Origin of the sequence: Labrys sp. KB_33_2 (assembly GCF_052114505.1) — a bacterium.
Lineage (GTDB): Bacteria > Pseudomonadota > Alphaproteobacteria > Rhizobiales > Labraceae > Labrys.
This window is the reverse complement of the sequence record NZ_JBFREW010000018.1, coordinates 74932-90697: the sequence shown is the minus strand read 5'-3', so window position 1 is coordinate 90697 and position 15766 is coordinate 74932. Positions and strand designations below refer to the sequence as shown.

The 15766-nt window shown below is 64.2% G+C and carries 11 protein-coding genes; 5 read left to right on the top strand and 6 right to left on the bottom strand.

The genetic code is table 11. The features are described from left to right. Positions 1-31: 31 nt before the first annotated feature. Both AB4037_RS27770 and AB4037_RS27765 read right to left on the bottom strand, forming a co-directional pair. Positions 32-1033 (bottom strand): GlxA family transcriptional regulator, encoded by a 1002-nt coding sequence (locus tag AB4037_RS27770; RefSeq protein WP_441773678.1) that lies wholly within the window; start codon positions 1031-1033, stop codon positions 32-34. A gap of 13 nt (positions 1034-1046) precedes the next feature. After that, positions 1047-2582, bottom strand: a complete 1536-nt coding sequence (locus AB4037_RS27765; protein WP_441773724.1) for a trimethylamine methyltransferase family protein — start codon at positions 2580-2582, stop codon at positions 1047-1049. A gap of 180 nt (positions 2583-2762) precedes the next feature. Between AB4037_RS27765 and AB4037_RS27760 the strand changes: the two genes are divergently transcribed. Both AB4037_RS27760 and AB4037_RS27755 read left to right on the top strand, forming a co-directional pair. Beyond that, positions 2763-3650 carry a LysR substrate-binding domain-containing protein gene (locus AB4037_RS27760; protein ID WP_322432150.1) on the top strand — a complete coding sequence of 296 codons (888 nt, stop codon included), beginning with the start codon at positions 2763-2765 and terminating at the stop codon, positions 3648-3650. 269 nt (positions 3651-3919) lie between these two features. Next, entirely contained in the window at positions 3920-6340 is a 2421-nt protein-coding gene (locus AB4037_RS27755; RefSeq protein ID WP_441773677.1) for a GcvT family protein, read from the top strand. A 90-nt stretch (positions 6341-6430) separates the two neighbouring features. Here the strand turns inward: AB4037_RS27755 and AB4037_RS27750 are convergent, their stop codons facing one another. From AB4037_RS27750 to AB4037_RS27735, 4 genes are all read right to left on the bottom strand, one after another. Further along, a complete protein-coding gene (locus AB4037_RS27750) occupies positions 6431-6736 on the bottom strand; it encodes a hypothetical protein (RefSeq protein ID WP_441773676.1) in 306 nt (101 codons plus the stop codon). Between the two features lie 5 nt (positions 6737-6741). Further along, complete coding sequence (locus AB4037_RS27745; RefSeq protein WP_441773675.1) at positions 6742-8730, bottom strand: hydantoinase B/oxoprolinase family protein; 1989 nt, start codon at positions 8728-8730, stop codon at positions 6742-6744. A 13-nt stretch (positions 8731-8743) separates the two neighbouring features. Next, positions 8744-10846 carry a hydantoinase/oxoprolinase family protein gene (locus AB4037_RS27740; RefSeq protein ID WP_441773674.1) on the bottom strand — a complete coding sequence of 701 codons (2103 nt, stop codon included), beginning with the start codon at positions 10844-10846 and terminating at the stop codon, positions 8744-8746. Between the two features lie 262 nt (positions 10847-11108). After that, positions 11109-12569 (bottom strand): aldehyde dehydrogenase family protein, encoded by a 1461-nt coding sequence (locus AB4037_RS27735; protein ID WP_441773673.1) that lies wholly within the window; start codon positions 12567-12569, stop codon positions 11109-11111. Positions 12570-12897: 328 nt separating this feature from the next. Between AB4037_RS27735 and AB4037_RS27730 the strand changes: the two genes are divergently transcribed. From AB4037_RS27730 to AB4037_RS27720, 3 genes are all read left to right on the top strand, one after another. After that, positions 12898-14109, top strand: coding sequence for a 3-hydroxybenzoate 6-monooxygenase (locus AB4037_RS27730; protein ID WP_441773672.1), 1212 nt, complete (start codon positions 12898-12900; stop codon positions 14107-14109). 48 nt (positions 14110-14157) lie between these two features. Continuing rightward, positions 14158-14952, top strand: a complete 795-nt coding sequence (locus tag AB4037_RS27725; protein ID WP_441773671.1) for a class II aldolase/adducin family protein — start codon at positions 14158-14160, stop codon at positions 14950-14952. A 151-nt stretch (positions 14953-15103) separates the two neighbouring features. After that, the gene (locus AB4037_RS27720; protein ID WP_434960970.1) at positions 15104-15541 is read left to right on the top strand and encodes a MarR family winged helix-turn-helix transcriptional regulator; all 438 of its coding nucleotides are present in this window, start codon (positions 15104-15106) and stop codon (positions 15539-15541) included. Positions 15542-15766 lie beyond the last annotated feature (225 nt).

Below are 15766 nucleotides of genomic sequence, written 5' to 3'. Positions count from 1 at the left end.
GCCGTGACCATTCTCGTCATGCCGGGTCTTGTCATATCCTGGGCGCCTCCCCCGAGATCGACTTGCGCTGGCGCACGCCCCTCGGCGCGTAGCCGAAGCTATCGCGGAAGGCCCGGGAGAAATTGGCCGCATTGTTGAAGCCGCAGGCCAGCGCCACCTCGCCGACCCGCAGGCTCGAATGGGTGAGCAGATCGGCTGCCCGCCTCAGGCGCAGGCTACGGTAGTAATGGTTCGGCGTGACGCCGAGCTCGGAGCGGAAGGAACGCTCGAGCTTGTCGGCGGAGACGCCGAGGCGCCGCGCCAGCGCATCCATGCGAAGAAGGTCCTCGACGCAGTCCTCCATGATCGCCACGGCGGCCAGCACGAGTTCGTCGCCGATGCCGGTACGCAGGCGCAGCGGCATCAGCCGCCTGTCCACGCTCGACCGCAGCGGACTGTGCACAAACCATTCGGCGACGCCGGCCGAGAGCTCGCTGCCATAATCACGGCCGATCATGTCCAGCATCATGTCGAGGCTGCCCACCCCGCCTGCCGCCGTGAAGCGTCGCCGGTCGATGACATAGAGGTCTCGCTGCATGTCGAGGCCCGGAAAGGCCTCGCGAAAAGCCGGCTGGCTGGTCCAGTGCAGGGTGCAGGCATAGCCGTCGAGCAGACCGGCGCGGGCCAGCAGGAAAGCCGCATCGGCGACCGAGCCGAGATGTGCGCCAGCCCTGAGGTTGCGGCGGATCCAGGCCATGGCATCCTCGGCAACCAGATGATCGGCGTCGCCGCCCGAACACACCACGATGCGATCAACGGACGGCGCGTCCCGAACGCCGAAATCCGGCTCGATGTCGATGCCGTTGGAGGCCCGGACCTTCGATCCATCAGGGCCGACCGTGATCCAGGCGTAGCAGCGCTTGCCAGACAGCGTGTTGGCGGCACGCAGCGGCTCGATCACCGAACTGAATGCCATCAGGGGAAAGCCCGGGAACATCAGCACGGCAAAGCGGATCGCCTCACTGGCCTGCCTTTCGCTCAGCCTGATCTCCATGGCATCGATCCCTTCAAGGTTCCCCGGCGCCGATCTCCGTGCGCCGGCGCACGACATAGGCCTCGAGCTCCTCGCGAACGGCTTCGTCCAGGGCCGGCTCCTGATATTCCCGCAAAGCGTGCTGCCAGAGGCCCGTCGCCCGGTCGAGTGCGTCATGCGCTCCGGCCTCCTGCCAGCTGCCGTAATTCTGCCAGTTGGAGAGCATGGGCTGATAAAATGCGGTTTCGTAGCGCGACATCGTGTGTTCGCTGCCGAAGAAATGCCCGCCGGCAGGCACGGCCTTGATGGCCTCGAAGCCCAGATCGTCCTCCTCGAAAGGCAGGGGACGCAGGAACTCCATCATGTTCTGGAGGATCTCGACGTCGAGGACGAGCTTTTCATAGGACGCCGTGAGGCCGCCCTCCAGCCAGCCGGCGGCGTGATAGATCAGATTGGCGCCGCCGAGGACGGCGCCCCAGGTCGCCATCTCCGTTTCATAGGCCGCCTGCAGGTCGACCGCATTGGAAGCATTGGCATTGGAGGTGCGATAGGGAAGGCCATAGCGCCGCGCAAGCTGGCCAGCGATGATGTTGGCCTTGGTGTTCTCCGGCGTGCCGAAGGCCGGCGCGCCCGAGCGCATGTCGACATTGGAGGTGAAGGCTCCGTACATCACCGGCGTGCCCGGATTGACGAGCTGCGTCAGCACGACACCGAACAGGGCCTCGGCGTTCTGCTGGCACAGGGCCGCCGCCAGGGTCACCGGCGTCATCGCGCCCATCAGCGTGAAGGGGGTGACCGTTACCGGCTGTCCATGTTCGGCCATGGCCATGAGGCCGTCCGCCATGGCGTCGTCGAAGAGCCGCGGCGAGTTGACGGAAATGATGGTGATGACGCCGGGCGAAGCGCACATCTCCTCCAGGGTGATGCCCCGCGCGATCGCCATCATGGCGATAGCGTCCATGGCGCGGCCGCGCCCGATGGCGCTGCAGTGGAAGCTCAGATCGCTGAGAGACAGATTGGCTTTGTAGGTATCGAGGTGGCGCGAATTGGCCGGCAATTCGATGGGCGCGCACACCTGGTTGCCCAGGATGTGGATGGCGTTGAAATAATGGGCCAGGCGGGTGAAGTTCTCATAGTCGGCAAGATTGCCGGATCGCCGGCCGTTGATGCGGTCATGCACGTTGGGCGGCCCGGCCACCAGGCCGAAGACCAGCGCATTGCCGCCGATCTCGAGCTGCTTGTCGGGATTGCGGCCCGTCAAGGTGAAGCGACGCGGCGCGGTGCGAAGCGCTTCCTTCACCAATGTCTCGTCGATGCGGATGGTCTGGCTCTCCCGGTCGACGAGCGCGCCGGCCTTTTCGAACAGGTCCATCGCCCGCGTGCTCATCACCCGAATGCCGAGTTCGGAGAGAATGCGCATCGAGCTGCGATGCAGCATCTCCATGCGCTCTTCGTCGAGCATCTGCATGGGCGCATAGGGATTTGACACGCGCTGCCAGGGCAGCTGGGGAATGCCCCCGCCCCGCGCGCTTCTCGATCGGCGCCCCCCGCCACGCCTGTCCTGTGTCATGCCCGGTACGCCACCCTTGCTTGAATTCATCTGACAACTCGCCATGATAGGTGTGGTACAAGGCGCCTTTCACGTGATTAGTTTGGCGGCATTGCCCAAAAAAAATGATGTCATGGCGCAAAGCGGCGTTGAACCGGCGGAGGCAGTTGAACTAGCCTCCGGCAAACATCCAGAGCCGCCATGAAACCCCCTCCTCCGCTCAACTACATCCGCTCCTTCGAATGCTCGGCCCGGCATTTGAGCTTTACCGAGGCCGCCAAGGAGCTGGGCTATACCCAGGCCGCCATCAGCACCCATGTGCGGGCCCTGGAGCACTATATCGGCCGTCAGCTGTTCGTACGGTATCCGCGCAGCCTGAAACTGACCGAGATGGGCGAGGCCTTCCTGCCGACGCTCAGGCAGGCGCTCGATCAGATCGACCACGCAACCGAAGCCATCCTCGCCTCGGTCAGGAACCGGACGGTGGTGATTTCCTGCCCGGCGACGCTCGCCACCAACTGGCTCGCGGGCTGCATTGCTGCCTTCCATGCCAGGCATCCTGATATAGAAGTCGTGCTGCACGGCACGATCTGGGAGGATCCCAGCGAACCGGCGGCCGATCTCACCGTCTCCGCCCGGCGCTTCGACAACAAGCCACCAATGGCCATCCCGCTATGGGATGAGAGCCTGGCTCTGCTGTGCGCGCCGCAATTCCTCTCCGGGCCGAACGCGATCAGGTCCCCCGCCGATATCCTGAAGCAGGGCTGGATTTTCGTGCACAGCCGGCAGGAATATTGGCAATGCATGGGCGCGGCTCTCGGCATCGAGACGTCGGAGCACGAGAAATATCTCAGCACCAACTCCTCCAATATCGCCCTGGAGCTGGCGGTCGCCGGTGCGGGCTGCGTCGCCGTACAGCTTTCGCTCGCCCGCCCTTTTCTGAAAAGAGGGCTTCTGGCCGAACCCTTCGCTGTCCGCCCGCCCAGTCCGTGGGGCTATTATCTTTCCGACAATGCTTCATCCAAGGGCAGCGTGGTAAAAATCGTGAAGGAGTGGATTCTGGCCCGCGCCAAGGCCGACATGGTCTGACACGATCCTCCGATAGACTTCCCCGAGCCAATCCTACGTCTCAAGCGTTCGGCAACAAGCGAAGATCGCGAGGCCAATGACATCGTTTTATTTGGTCATTCTTTGCCGAACACCGCTTTTTTGCGCGAAAGGCTGCCTACCCGCCTCGTGCCCTGCTGCCTAGACTTGCCCGGTCACAACAGGCGAAAGCCCTGCCAGGATCTTCCGCGTGGATCTCCCAACGGCATCGGGCCTTCGCCGCATGGATTGTTCATCGGGAAGTTCGTTTCATGCGTAGCCATGCCCAGGCCGTCGTGATCGGCGGCGGTTTGATCGGTTGCTCGATCCTCTATCACCTCGCCAAGCTCGGCTGGACCGAAATCGTCCTGCTGGAACGGGACGAACTCACCTCGGGATCGACCTGGCATGCGGCCGCCAACATCCACGGCCTGCACGACTCGACCAATATCAGCCGCCTGCAGCACTATACGATGGCGCTCTACAAGGAGCTGGAGGCGGAGACCGGCCAGGGCTGCGGCATCTTCCAGCCCGGCTCGCTCTATCTCGCCCAGACCCAGGAGCGCGAGCACCAGTTGCGGCTGCAGGAAGCCAAGGCGCGCCGCTACGCCATGAATTTCTACGAGGTCTCGCACGGTGAAGCCGAAAAGCTGCATCCGCTCGTGGATTTCTCAGGCATACGTTGCATCATGTTCGAGCCCGAGGGCGGCAATGTCGACCCATCGGGGGTGACGGCGGCCTATGCCGCCGGTGCCCGCCAGCGCGGCGCCGAGATCCATCGCTTCACGCCGGTCACGGGCACCGAGGCGCAGCTCGACGGGAGCTGGATCGTGCGCACTCCGAAAGGCGATATCCGCAGCCAGTGGATCGTCAATGCCGCCGGCCTGTGGGCGCGCGAAGTGGCCGCCATGGCCGGGCTGACCCTGCCGCTGATGCCGACCGAGCATCAATATTTCGTCACGCAGACCATCCCCGAGATTGCCGCGCTCGATCGGCGTCTGCCCTCGGTCGCCGATCGCGACGGCGAATACTATCTTCGCCAGGAGGGCCTCGGCCTGCTGGTCGGGGCCTATGAGCGCGACATGCGGTTCTGGGCCGAGGACGAGACACCCGCCAATTTCGGCCATGAACTCTTTCCCGACGATCTCACCCGCATCGAGGACAACATGATGCGGGCGATCGAGCGCGTACCGGTGCTCGGCTCGACCGGCATCCGGCGGGTGATCAACGGCCCGATGATCTGGTCGCCCGACAGCGCCGTGCTGTTCGGCCCCATGCCGGAAATGAAGAACTATTTTTGCTGCAATGGCATCATTCCCGGCTTCTCCCAGTCGGGCGGCATGGGCAAGCTCGCCGCCGAATGGATGATCGAGGGCGAGCCCTCCCTCGATATGTTCGCCTGGGACCTCGCGCGCTTCGGCTCCTGGGCCGACAAGGCCTTCACCAAGGCCCGGGTTCGCGATCAATACGGCCATCGCTTCAAGATCCACTTTCCCAATGAGGAGCGCAGCGCCGGCCGGCCCGTGCGCACCCGCCCCATCCATGCGATGCAGCAGGAAATGGGCGCGGTGTTCGGCTTCAACTTCGGCTGGGAACATCCGCTATGGTTCGCCGTCGCGGGCGAACCCCGGGAGGAGACGGCCGGTTTCGCGCGCCAGAACTGGTGGGAGCCGGTGGGGCGGGAAGCGCGCATGCTGCGCGAGCATGCGGGCATCATCGATATCTCCAACTTCGCCAAATATGAGGTCACCGGCCCGGGTGCGCGGGCCTGGCTCGATGCGCTGTTCGCCAATCGCATGCCGACGCGGACAGGCCAGATCTGCCTCACTCCCCTGATCGGCCGGCGGGGCGGCGTCGCCGGCGACTTTACGGTCACCAGGCTTGCCGATGATCGTTACATGATCTTCGGCTCCGGCATGGCGGAACGCTATCATCAGCGTTTCTTCAACGCCGTGCCCCTGCCGGAAGCAACGCTGTTTCGTTCGATGACGGAGGCCATGTGCGGTTTCAGCGTCGCCGGCCCCAAGGCGCGCGCCCTCCTGCAGAGCCTGACATCCGATGACCTTTCCAACGACTCCTTCCCTTTCATGCGTTCGCGCCTTCTCAATCTGGCCGGCATCGAGGCCGTGGCCCTGCGCGTTTCCTTCACGGGCGATCTCGGCTGGGAGGTTCATTGCCAGGCCGGCGACCAGGAAGCGCTCTATCGCGCCCTCCTCGCGACCGGGAAGGAGCTCGGCGCCGGTCCTGTCGGCGCGAGAGCGATGACGTCGCTTCGCATCGAGAAGGGCTATGGCAGCTGGGGGCGCGAATATTCGCCGGAATATTGGCCTCAGGAATCCGGCTTGGCGCGTCTCGTCAAGCTGGACAAGGGCGATTTCCTCAACCGCGACGCCTATGCGGCCGTCGCCGACCGTCCGGCGCGGGATCGGCTCGTCACGCTGGCCATCGAGGCCGAGGATGCCGATGCGACCGGCGGCGAACCGATCTTCCTGCCGGACGGCACTCCGCTCGGCCAGGTTTCCTCCGGCAGCTATGGCTATTGGGTCGGCCAATCCTTGGCCCTGGGTTACGTCAAAGCCGATCTGGCCGGTTACGGCGATGCCGTGACAGTGGCCATATTAGGGATCCCGCATAAGGCGCGCATCCTCGCCGAGCCTGCCTTCGACCCAGGAGGCGAGCGCCTGAGAGGCTGAAGCCCCGTCCGGCCATGACCGTTTGCATATCGCGCACGCCGGCTGGCGCGACGCCGTGGCGATCATCGAGGATCATGGCCGGTTCGCGGGTCAGATTTGTGTTTCGGAACGGGTGGCCGTCACCTCCCAGTGCCGGTATGAAGGCTCGTCCGTCGGTGCGATCTCCGTCGCCAGCAGCACATAGCAACCGGGACAGAAGACCTGGCGCAGGCCAATCGGCCGATCGGTGAAATGCGACGCCGGGGCTCGCACACCGGGACCCGCATCCTGGGAAGGCCGCTCGCGGCGGATGGCGTTGGCGAAGGGGTTGCCCACACCAGCCCCCAAGGGATGATCGCAATGATCGCAAACGATGGTCCCGTCCGCCTGCTGCCTCACATTGTCATCGATCTTCATGGCTCTCACTCCGCAGCCTGGTTCGGGACGGGTTCGCCGACGCGTTCGCATCGGATCTGCCTGCGGCGCCGGCGGGTCGCCAGTTCGTCCGCGCTGCCATCGCCATTCAGCAGCACACCATAGATGTCGTTGGCCGCCTTGGCGGACACCTTGCGGGCCTCGACGTCGCGGGCAACGAGAACCGCATCGCGCAGGAGCGGATCACCGTAACCGCCGCCGCCCTGCCAATGGGTGTAGTAGACATCCTGCTCGCCCAGATGCGTCTCCAGATGCGCTTCCAGAATGTCGGCGGTGCCGCCAGCCTCCTCCAAGGTCGCGGGAATGCGTCCGGCCGCGAAGAGTTCAGCGACACGGGCATTGCGCTTGAGAACATCATATTGGGTGCCGGCAGGATAGCCGCCGCTGATGCCGGTTGCCTGCGGCAGCGCCTTGCCGGTAGCTGAGACGACCAGATGCACGCCCCCGATCGGGGAATCATGCGGGATGAAGCAGCTCGATCCGCCCATGCCGCCGCGAAAACGGCCCGGTCCGCCGGAATCCGTTTCCTCTCGCCGCCACAGATAGAGCATGGGGAAGCTGAATTCGTTGATCTCGACATCGGCGACGCGGCCCATCGGGATACAGTTGAGACCACCGGTATCGACCCCGTCCTGATCGACACGGGCGCCGAGGCCCCCGGCCATGGAATCGCAGATCATGGTCACGAAGGGGTTCCCGCGCTGGTCGAGCCCGGCGAGCACGGCGAGGTCCCAGGTACCGCAGCACACGCACATCAGCGATTTGCGGTGCTCGGGATGCACATCGAGCATGCCCGCGACGCATTCGGACACCACGTTCTGCGTCGCCCAGGCCGAAGCCACCGAGGCCTTGCCAATGCCGGCCGGGAAGTTGCAATTGTTGATGGTGCCGGGCTCACTGACGATCTCGAGGCAGCGATAGAGGCCGCCCGGCGACCAGGGAATGTCGCCGCACAGCATGGTCAGCACGATGGGCATGATGCCGCCGCGAAGGCCAGCGAAAGTGCAGTTGGCAAAGCCCTCCGTTTCCTTGTCGGTGCCGGTGAAGTCGAACTTGAGGCTATCGCCCTGCTTGGTCATGGTCAGCAGGATCTTGTAGAGATTCCGGTCGCTGTGGCGGAAGGAATCCTGGTGGGCAACGCCGCTCCACGTGCCATCCGGCAGCGCCTGCAGCTTGGCACGCAGCCGCGCCTCGGCATCGTTCATCATGCGCTTCATCACCGCCTTGACGGTGAGCGCGCCATATTTGGCAATCAGGGCGGCGAGGCGCTCCTGGGCGATGTTGTTGGCACCGATCTTGGCCCGCAAATCGAGAGCAATCAGGCGCGGCACCCGGGAACGGCGCAGATACATGTCCTCGATGTCGGAGCGGATACTTCCGCCCTCGACGATCTTCACCGGCGGGATCGGCGTCGATTCCCAGAAGACGTCGCGCCCCTCCACCGACCAGCTTCCCGGCGAGACACCGCCGAGATCGACCTGATGGCAGACGACGGCGGTCCAGGCGAATACCTCGCCGTCATGGACGAGCGGGGCAAAGACGGTGACATCGTTCTGGTGCAGGCCGCCGCCAACCCAGGGATCGTTGCACAGGAACATGTCGCCGGCCTGGAAGCCGGGCTGCCTGGAGCGCTTCTCCAGCGTCCATTTGACCGCCATGTCGACGGAAGCGGCAAGCTGGGTGTTGTAGAGCCCGACGACGACGGAATCGCCGCATTCGTCGAGAATGGTCGCGCCGAAATCGTTGCAGTCCGTCACCACGACGGAGCCCGACATGCGCTTGAGGCCGTCGCCCATCTCTCCGGCGACGGCGGCGAGGCGGTGGCGGATGACCTCATAGGTCAGGGGATCGACGGCCTCGATGTCCTTGTCCGTCACCTGGTGCAGCTTCGCGCCCGATGCGAGCTTTCGGGTCTCGTCGGGTGCCTTCGGCTGATAGGCGAAGCGCTCCGACCCTGCGATTTGAATGAGCGGCATGGTTTTCTCCCCCTCAGCCCGGTTCCGCGACGCGAATGGCGAGATTGCCATAGGCGTCCACCACGCCGGCAAAGCCTTCCGGCAGCGCGACGGTGGTGGTCGGTGTCTCCACTACGGCCGGTCCCGTCAGGTTCGACCCGGCGCCCAGGCTGCGATAATCGTAGATCTTGGTGTCCTGCCAGCCCTTGCGCGTATCGAGGAACACCTTGCGTATCGAGGAAGGAATCGGATCGGCGGTCGCGCTTTCATGCGCGGCGAGATCGGCCCGGATCGGCAGGATGCCGATAGCGCGCACCCGGTAGGTGATGATCTGCAGGCCGGCGTCGCTGAACCCGGCACCCTTGCCGTAGATGCGTTCATAGAGCTGCTCGAAGCTGGTGCCGATGCCGGCGATCTCCGCCTCCCCGAGCGGCCCACCCGGCACCGGAGTGGTTACCTCGGCCATCTGCATGGTGTAGCGCAGCTCGGCTTCCCGCTCATAGACCACATTGGCAAAACGCAGCTTCTGTTGGACCAGGCGTTCGGCGAGCTCAGCTTCGAGCTTGCCGAAATTGCCGTTGAGCGTGGCCGGCTCGATGGGGAAGTTGCCCGGATCCGACATTTCCGCGGTCAGCACGATGTCGGAGGAGGCGAGCCCATAGGCCGAAAACACCGCGGCGGTGGAGCCGAGCGGCACCACCACTTCCGACACGCCGAGATCGGCCGAATAGTTGACTGCATGGACCGGACCTGCGCCGCCAAAGGAATAGAGCACGAAATCGCGCGGATCATGCCCGCCATTGACCACGACGCTGCGCACGAGGTCGGCGGTCTGGGCATTCTGGATGGCGTAGATCGCGGCGGCGCCCTGCTCCACCGTCAGGCCGAGCGGCTCGGCGATCCTGGTACGGATCGCTTCGGCAGCGAGCTCCTTGGACAGTTTCTTGCGGCCACCCAGGAAATTGTCGCCATTGATGATGCCGAGCACGAGATCGGCATCGGTGACGGTCGGTTCCTGCCCGCCCTCGCCGTAGCAGACCGGACCGGGACGGGCACCGGCGCTGCGGGGGCCGACACGCAGATTGCCACCGCCGTCGATCCAGGCGATCGCGCCGCCGCCGGCGCCGATGGTGCGGACATCGACCATCGCCGTGTTGATCTGATGCTGGTGCAGCACCGTGGTCGTCGTCGTGCTCGGCTTGCCGTCGCGCACCAGTCCCACCAGGAAGGTGGTTCCGCCCATGTCGGTGGAAATGATGTTCTTGTGGCCCAGGCGCTCGGCCAGGCGCAGGCAGCCGATCACTCCGCCGGTGAGCACCGAACCCAGCGTACTGACGGCGTGTTTGGGCGCATCGGCCGCCTGCACGCAACCACCTGAGCCCTGCATGACCAAGAGGGAGCCTTCGAATTCCTTGGCGCGCAGTTCTTCCTCGAGCGGGGTGAGATATCCCTTCAGCACTGGGCCGATCTGCGTGTTGATGATGGTGGTGGCGCTACGGGTGTATTCGCGGATGCGCGGGCTGGTCTCATGCGACAGGGCGACATAGAGCTCCGGCGCTTCTTCCTGGATGAGCTCGCGAATGCGCCGCTCGTGCACCGGGTTGCGGAAAGCCCAGAGCAGCGAGACGGCAATCGCCCGCACGCCGTCATCGCGCAGCTTCCTCACCGCAGCACGGACGCCCTGCTCGTCGAGGGGAACGATGACTGCGCCCTTGTGGTCGATGCGCTCGTCGATCTCGATCACGTCGCGATGCGGCACCAGCGGCGCGGGCTTGTTGGTGCGCGAGATGTTCTGGACGGCGCTCGGATCGAGGCCGGCATAGCGCCCTTCCAGATTCATGATGCGGATGGAATCGGCATGGCCTCGAGTGGTCAGGAAGCCGACACGCGCCACGTCGCCGGTGACGACGGCGTTGAGCGTAGAGGTGGTGCCGTGAACGATGTAATCCGTCTTCGATAGAAGGTCCTCCACACTGCTTCCGACCGTGTGTGCCAGTTCTCCAAGGACGTTGATGAAGCCGCGCGAAAAGTCGGGCGGCGTCGAGTGGGCCTTGGCGGAGACCAGCACGCCATCCGTGCTGGCCAAGAAGCCGTCGGTAAAGGTACCGCCGGTATCGACGCCGATTACATATGTCATGGATCCTCCCTTTGTTTTGTTTTTGATTAGACAGCACCGTCACGCGGAAGCGAAACGCGCGTCCCCTGCTTGGTTGTCAGCACACAAAACTGGAATGCGGCCGGGTTTGTCCTGAAGGTTTCGCCTTCACTCTCCGCCTGCCTTGAAGGCCCGCGGATACTCCCTGGCTCATTAAACAGCATACATAAATTCAGTATGCTGTCAATATGGCCGCGACGCTCTACCGGCGCCAGCTCATCCGGGCGGGCCGGCGCCCCCGCCCTTACCCCTTCGGCAGTATGATGTTGATGGTCTTGGTCTCGGTATAGCCCAGCATCTCTTCGATGCCTTCCTCTCGCTCGATCCCGGAGCTTTTCATGCCGCCGAAGGGAACGCCAATGAAATGCGCCGCAGAACCGTTGATCCAGGTGTGGCCGGCGCGGATCTTGCGTACCATCCGCAAGGCGTCGTTGATGTTGTTGGTCCACACCGCCGCCGTCAGGCCGTATTCGGTACTGTTGGCCTTCTCCACCGCCTCGTCGAAGCCCGTCCACTTGCCAACCGACAGGATCGGGCCGAACACTTCCTCCTGCCACAGCCGCATGCCCGGCTCGACATCGGCATAGACGGTCGGCTCGACCCAGTAACCCTTTTCGAACATCGGACCATAGGGACGCTTGCCGCCGGTCATCAGGCGTGCGCCATCCGTCTTGGCGCTCTCGAAGAAGGAAAGCACCTTTTCCAGCTGCACCCGCGAATTGACGGGCCCCATGCCGGTATCGGGCGATTGCGGGTCACCGAGCCGGATCGCCTTGACCTTGTCGACGACACGCTCCAGCACGGCGTCGTAGATGTCGGCATGCACGAGGAGACGGCTGGTTGAACCGCAGGATTGGCCCTGCCACGCGAAGTTCATGCCACGGACCGCTGCATCGGCAATCCGGTCCGGATCGACGTCCGAAAAGGCAATGAAGGGATTCTTGCCGCCCAGCTCCAGGCTGACATGCTTGACGCCGACCTCCGCCGCCGCACGCTGGATCGCCCGCCCCGTCTGCGGCGAGCCGATGAAGGCGATGCGCTTGATCAAGGGATGCTGGACGAGAGCGTTGCCCACGACCCGGCCGTCTCCGGTGACGATGTTGAAGATTCCGGGCGGTAGCGCCTCCCGCGCAATCTCCGACAGGATCATGGCCGAGAGAGGGCTGGTTTCCGGCGGTTTGACTACGACGGCATTGCCGGCGGCCAGCGCCGCCGCAGTCCTCGCCACGGCAAACATCAGCGGGTGATTGAAGGGGGCGATGCGCACCACCACGCCATAGGGCTCGCGCAAAGTGAGGTGCAGATTTTCATGCGTGGAGGGGATCGTCGCGCCCTTCAGCTCATGGGCGAGGCCAGCATAATAGTCGAGGCTGTCGACCGCGAAGCCGACGTCGCCGCGCATGGGCGTGATGGTGTTTCCGGTATCGGCGACCTCGACCTTGAGGATCTCCTCCGAGCGCGCCAGCAGGGCCTTGCCGAAGTCGCGCATCGCGCGGCTGCGTGCCAGCGGCGTGAGCGCGAACCATTCGGGCCAGGCGGCATCCGCCGCCCTGACAGCACGGTCGACATCCCCAACCGTCGCGCGCGGAACGCGGCCGATGACCTCTTCCGTTGCAGGGTTGATGGACAGGTCGAACTCGCCGCTGCTGGCATGAACGAGCTCGCCGCCGATCAGCATGCGATCCGCATGGGTGACGTAGTTCATCGGATAGTGCTCCTCCCGTTCGACGGACCCATCAGCAGGCCTGCCTTTGTTCTTCACCATTCCGCCTGTCGGTCGGCGAAGCCGGGACCCTTGCAGCCCTACCATCGCGCAGGCTGCGCCACAGGCCCCCCATGACGACATGGTATATGGTTCATTCGATAATTGACAGTATACGGATTATCAGTTAACTGTCAATTATCGAATGCCCGACCGAGCACTACCGGGATCGCATCGCCCGAGGCCACCTGCCCAAGGCCGCGCGATCATCCGATGCCGTACGGACCGCACCGGTTCCAGTGAACAAGCCAATGGAGAGGAGACACCGAAAATGCAGCACAAGACCGTCATTGCCGGCGCGGGAATCGGCGGCCTGGCAGCTGCGCTCGGCCTCGCCCGCAAAGGCCATGCCAGCATCGTGCTCGAGCGCGCTCCGGCGCTGGGCGAAATCGGCGCCGGCATCCAGCTCGGCCCGAACGCCTTCCACTCCTTCGACTATCTGGGCGTCGGCGACGCCATGCGCAAACTGGCGGTTTATGTCGACCGCCTGCGTATGATGGACGCGCTGACGGCCGAGGAGATTGCCTCGATCGACCTGACCGAGCCGTTCCAGAAGCGCTTCGGCAATCCCTATGCCGTCATCCACCGCGGCGATATGCACCGGGTTCTGGTCAATGCCTGCCGCACCGATCCGCTCATCGACCTGCGCACCGGCTGCGCCGTGACCGGCTACGAACAGGACGGAACCGGCATCACGGCCCTGCTCCAGACCGGTGAGCGCATCGCCGGCAGCCTGCTGATCGGAGCCGACGGGCTATGGTCGAACATCCGTACCCAGCTCGTCGGCGACGGCGCGCCCCGGGTGACGGGCCATACGACCTATCGAAGCGTCATTCCCACCGAACAGATGCCGGAAGACCTGCGCTGGAATGCGGCAACGCTCTGGGCGGGGCCCAAATGCCACATCGTCCACTATCCGCTATCGGACTGGAAAAGCTTCAACCTCGTCGTCACCTACCACAACGACGCGCCGGAACCGGTTGCCGGCAAGCCGGTCAGCCAGGAGGAGGTGCTCATCGGCTTCCAGCATGTCCATCCGCGGGCGCAGGATATCATCCGTCACGGCAAGGACTGGAGGTTGTGGGTGTTGTGCGACCGCGATCCGACCGACAGGTGGACGGAAGGACGGGTCGCGCTCCTCGGCGATGCCGCCCATCCCACTCTGCAATATATGGCGCAAGGGGCCTGCATGGCGCTGGAAGACGCGGTCTGCCTGTCCGACGAAATCGCCGCCCATCCCGATGATCACGAAGCCGCGCTCACCTCCTATCAACGTCGCCGCGTGACCCGCACCGCCCGCATCCAGTTGATGTCGCGCGAGGTGGGCGATCACATCTACCATCCCGCCGGCGTCCATGCCCGATTGCGCAACGAGATCATGGCCGCCAAATCGCAGGAGCAATGGTACGACGCCCTGCAATGGCTGTATGGCGCCAACGGCCTTGGCGTAGCGTCGGCCCCACAACCTGTCGCGGCGGCCTGACCGCCTCGCACCGATCCAGCTTCACAACAATGCTTCGAGGACCAACCCATGTGTGTCGATAAATCCCACGCTTTCGAGGATGCCGCCGGCGTCATCGTCGCTGACCAGGCAGGCGCCGGAGCAGCCCCGTCACCGACACTGGTCGAGGACCTGGTCAACGCCAACCACATATTGTTCGATCAGGGCGTCGTGGACGCCTTCGGCCATGTCAGCGTGCGCCACGATCGCCGCCCGGACCGCTTCCTGCTCGCGCGCAACATGGCGCCGGGACGGGTGGCGGCCGAGGACATCATCGAATTCACGCTCGACGGCGAAGCCGTCAATGCCGGGGGACGACGGGTCTATCTCGAGCGCTTCATCCATGGCGAGATCTATCGCCGCCGCCCCGACGTGACCGCCGTGGTCCACAGCCACTCACACGCGATCGTGCCCTTGAGCGTGTCGAAATCCACAAGGCTGCGAGCCTTGTTCCACATGGCCGGATTCATCGGCCAGGCTGCCCCCGTCTTCGAGATCCGCGATGCGGGCGGCGACAGCACCGATTTGCTCATCAGCAACAACGCGCTCGGCCGCGCGCTCGCCGAACAATTCGACGCCAGCGACATCGTGCTGATGCGTGGCCATGGCTCGACAGTCGTCGCCCAATCGCTGCCGCAAGCCGTCTACCGGGCTGTTTATGCCGAACTCAATGCCCGCTATCAGCTCGAAGCCAGTCGTCTTGGCGATGTGACCTATCTCAGTGAGGGCGAAGGGCGCACGGCCGCGCAGAATATCGAGGCGCAAGTGCACCGGCCCTGGGACCTATGGGTCGAGCAGGCGAAGGCACGTCGCAAAGGGAGCTGACGAACGTCGAGTTCGGACGATGGATGGATTGGCGAGGCGGCTGGCGTTCGCCCGTTACCAATCTGCGTTCGGGGCCTTGCCTGGTAGGCTGCTTTGATTTGCCTTGGCCGATGATTTAACTATCGTCCGGCGGAAATTGGGTAGCATTTCGATGACAGAACTCTATGGCATGCCGGGACACCTGATCCGGCGCGCGCAGCAGATATCGAGCAGCATCTTCGCCGAGGAGTGCGATGGCTTCAATCTGACGTCGGTGCAGTTCGCGGCGCTGTTCACCATACGCGCCAATCCGGGCCTGGACGCGACCCGGCTCTCGAGCCTGATCGCCTTCGATCGCTCCACCATCGGCGACGTGCTCGAGCGTCTTGAGGCGAAGAAATGGATTCGGCGGCGGGCCAGCCCGAGCGACAAGCGAGCCAAGCTGCTCTACCTCGCGCCGGCTGGCGAGAAACTCCTGAGCGACGTCGAGCCGGCCGTCCGCCGCGTGCAGGAACGCCTTCTCGCTCCCCTGCCGCCGGAGAGCCGCGCGACGATGATGCGCTTGCTGACCGAGCTCGTCAGCCTCCATAACGATAATTCGATCCCCTGAACGCGCTTTCCTAATCCACGTCCGCCGACCATCGTGATGGAGCAAAGCGTTCTCGATTTAATTGACAGTATACATAATATATGTATACGTACTAAAATAACCCAACCGAATTGGGCAGGCTCGCCAAGCCATCACCGGACAGATCGGTCGTGAAGGCGATCTTGCAGGGCGGTGCCACCCGATTTCGGCAATTCTCAAAGAACGATTCCGGTCGGCTCCCTGCCG

What these genes read in the sequence shown, in the direction of transcription:
- AB4037_RS27740 (WP_441773674.1), bottom strand. Translation starts at nt 10,846, where the DNA reads ATGACATATGTAATCGGCGTCGATACCGGCGGTACCTTTACCGACGGC.
- AB4037_RS27730 (WP_441773672.1), top strand. Translation starts at nt 12,898, where the DNA reads ATGCAGCACAAGACCGTCATTGCCGGCGCGGGAATCGGCGGCCTGGCA.
- AB4037_RS27755 (WP_441773677.1), top strand. Translation starts at nt 3,920, where the DNA reads ATGCGTAGCCATGCCCAGGCCGTCGTGATCGGCGGCGGTTTGATCGGT.
- AB4037_RS27745 (WP_441773675.1), bottom strand. Translation starts at nt 8,730, where the DNA reads ATGCCGCTCATTCAAATCGCAGGGTCGGAGCGCTTCGCCTATCAGCCG.
- AB4037_RS27735 (WP_441773673.1), bottom strand. Translation starts at nt 12,569, where the DNA reads ATGAACTACGTCACCCATGCGGATCGCATGCTGATCGGCGGCGAGCTC.
- AB4037_RS27760 (WP_322432150.1), top strand. Translation starts at nt 2,763, where the DNA reads ATGAAACCCCCTCCTCCGCTCAACTACATCCGCTCCTTCGAATGCTCG.
- AB4037_RS27750 (WP_441773676.1), bottom strand. Translation starts at nt 6,736, where the DNA reads ATGAAGATCGATGACAATGTGAGGCAGCAGGCGGACGGGACCATCGTT.
- AB4037_RS27770 (WP_441773678.1), bottom strand. Translation starts at nt 1,033, where the DNA reads ATGGAGATCAGGCTGAGCGAAAGGCAGGCCAGTGAGGCGATCCGCTTT.
- AB4037_RS27725 (WP_441773671.1), top strand. Translation starts at nt 14,158, where the DNA reads ATGTGTGTCGATAAATCCCACGCTTTCGAGGATGCCGCCGGCGTCATC.
- AB4037_RS27765 (WP_441773724.1), bottom strand. Translation starts at nt 2,582, where the DNA reads ATGACACAGGACAGGCGTGGCGGGGGGCGCCGATCGAGAAGCGCGCGG.
- AB4037_RS27720 (WP_434960970.1), top strand. Translation starts at nt 15,104, where the DNA reads ATGACAGAACTCTATGGCATGCCGGGACACCTGATCCGGCGCGCGCAG.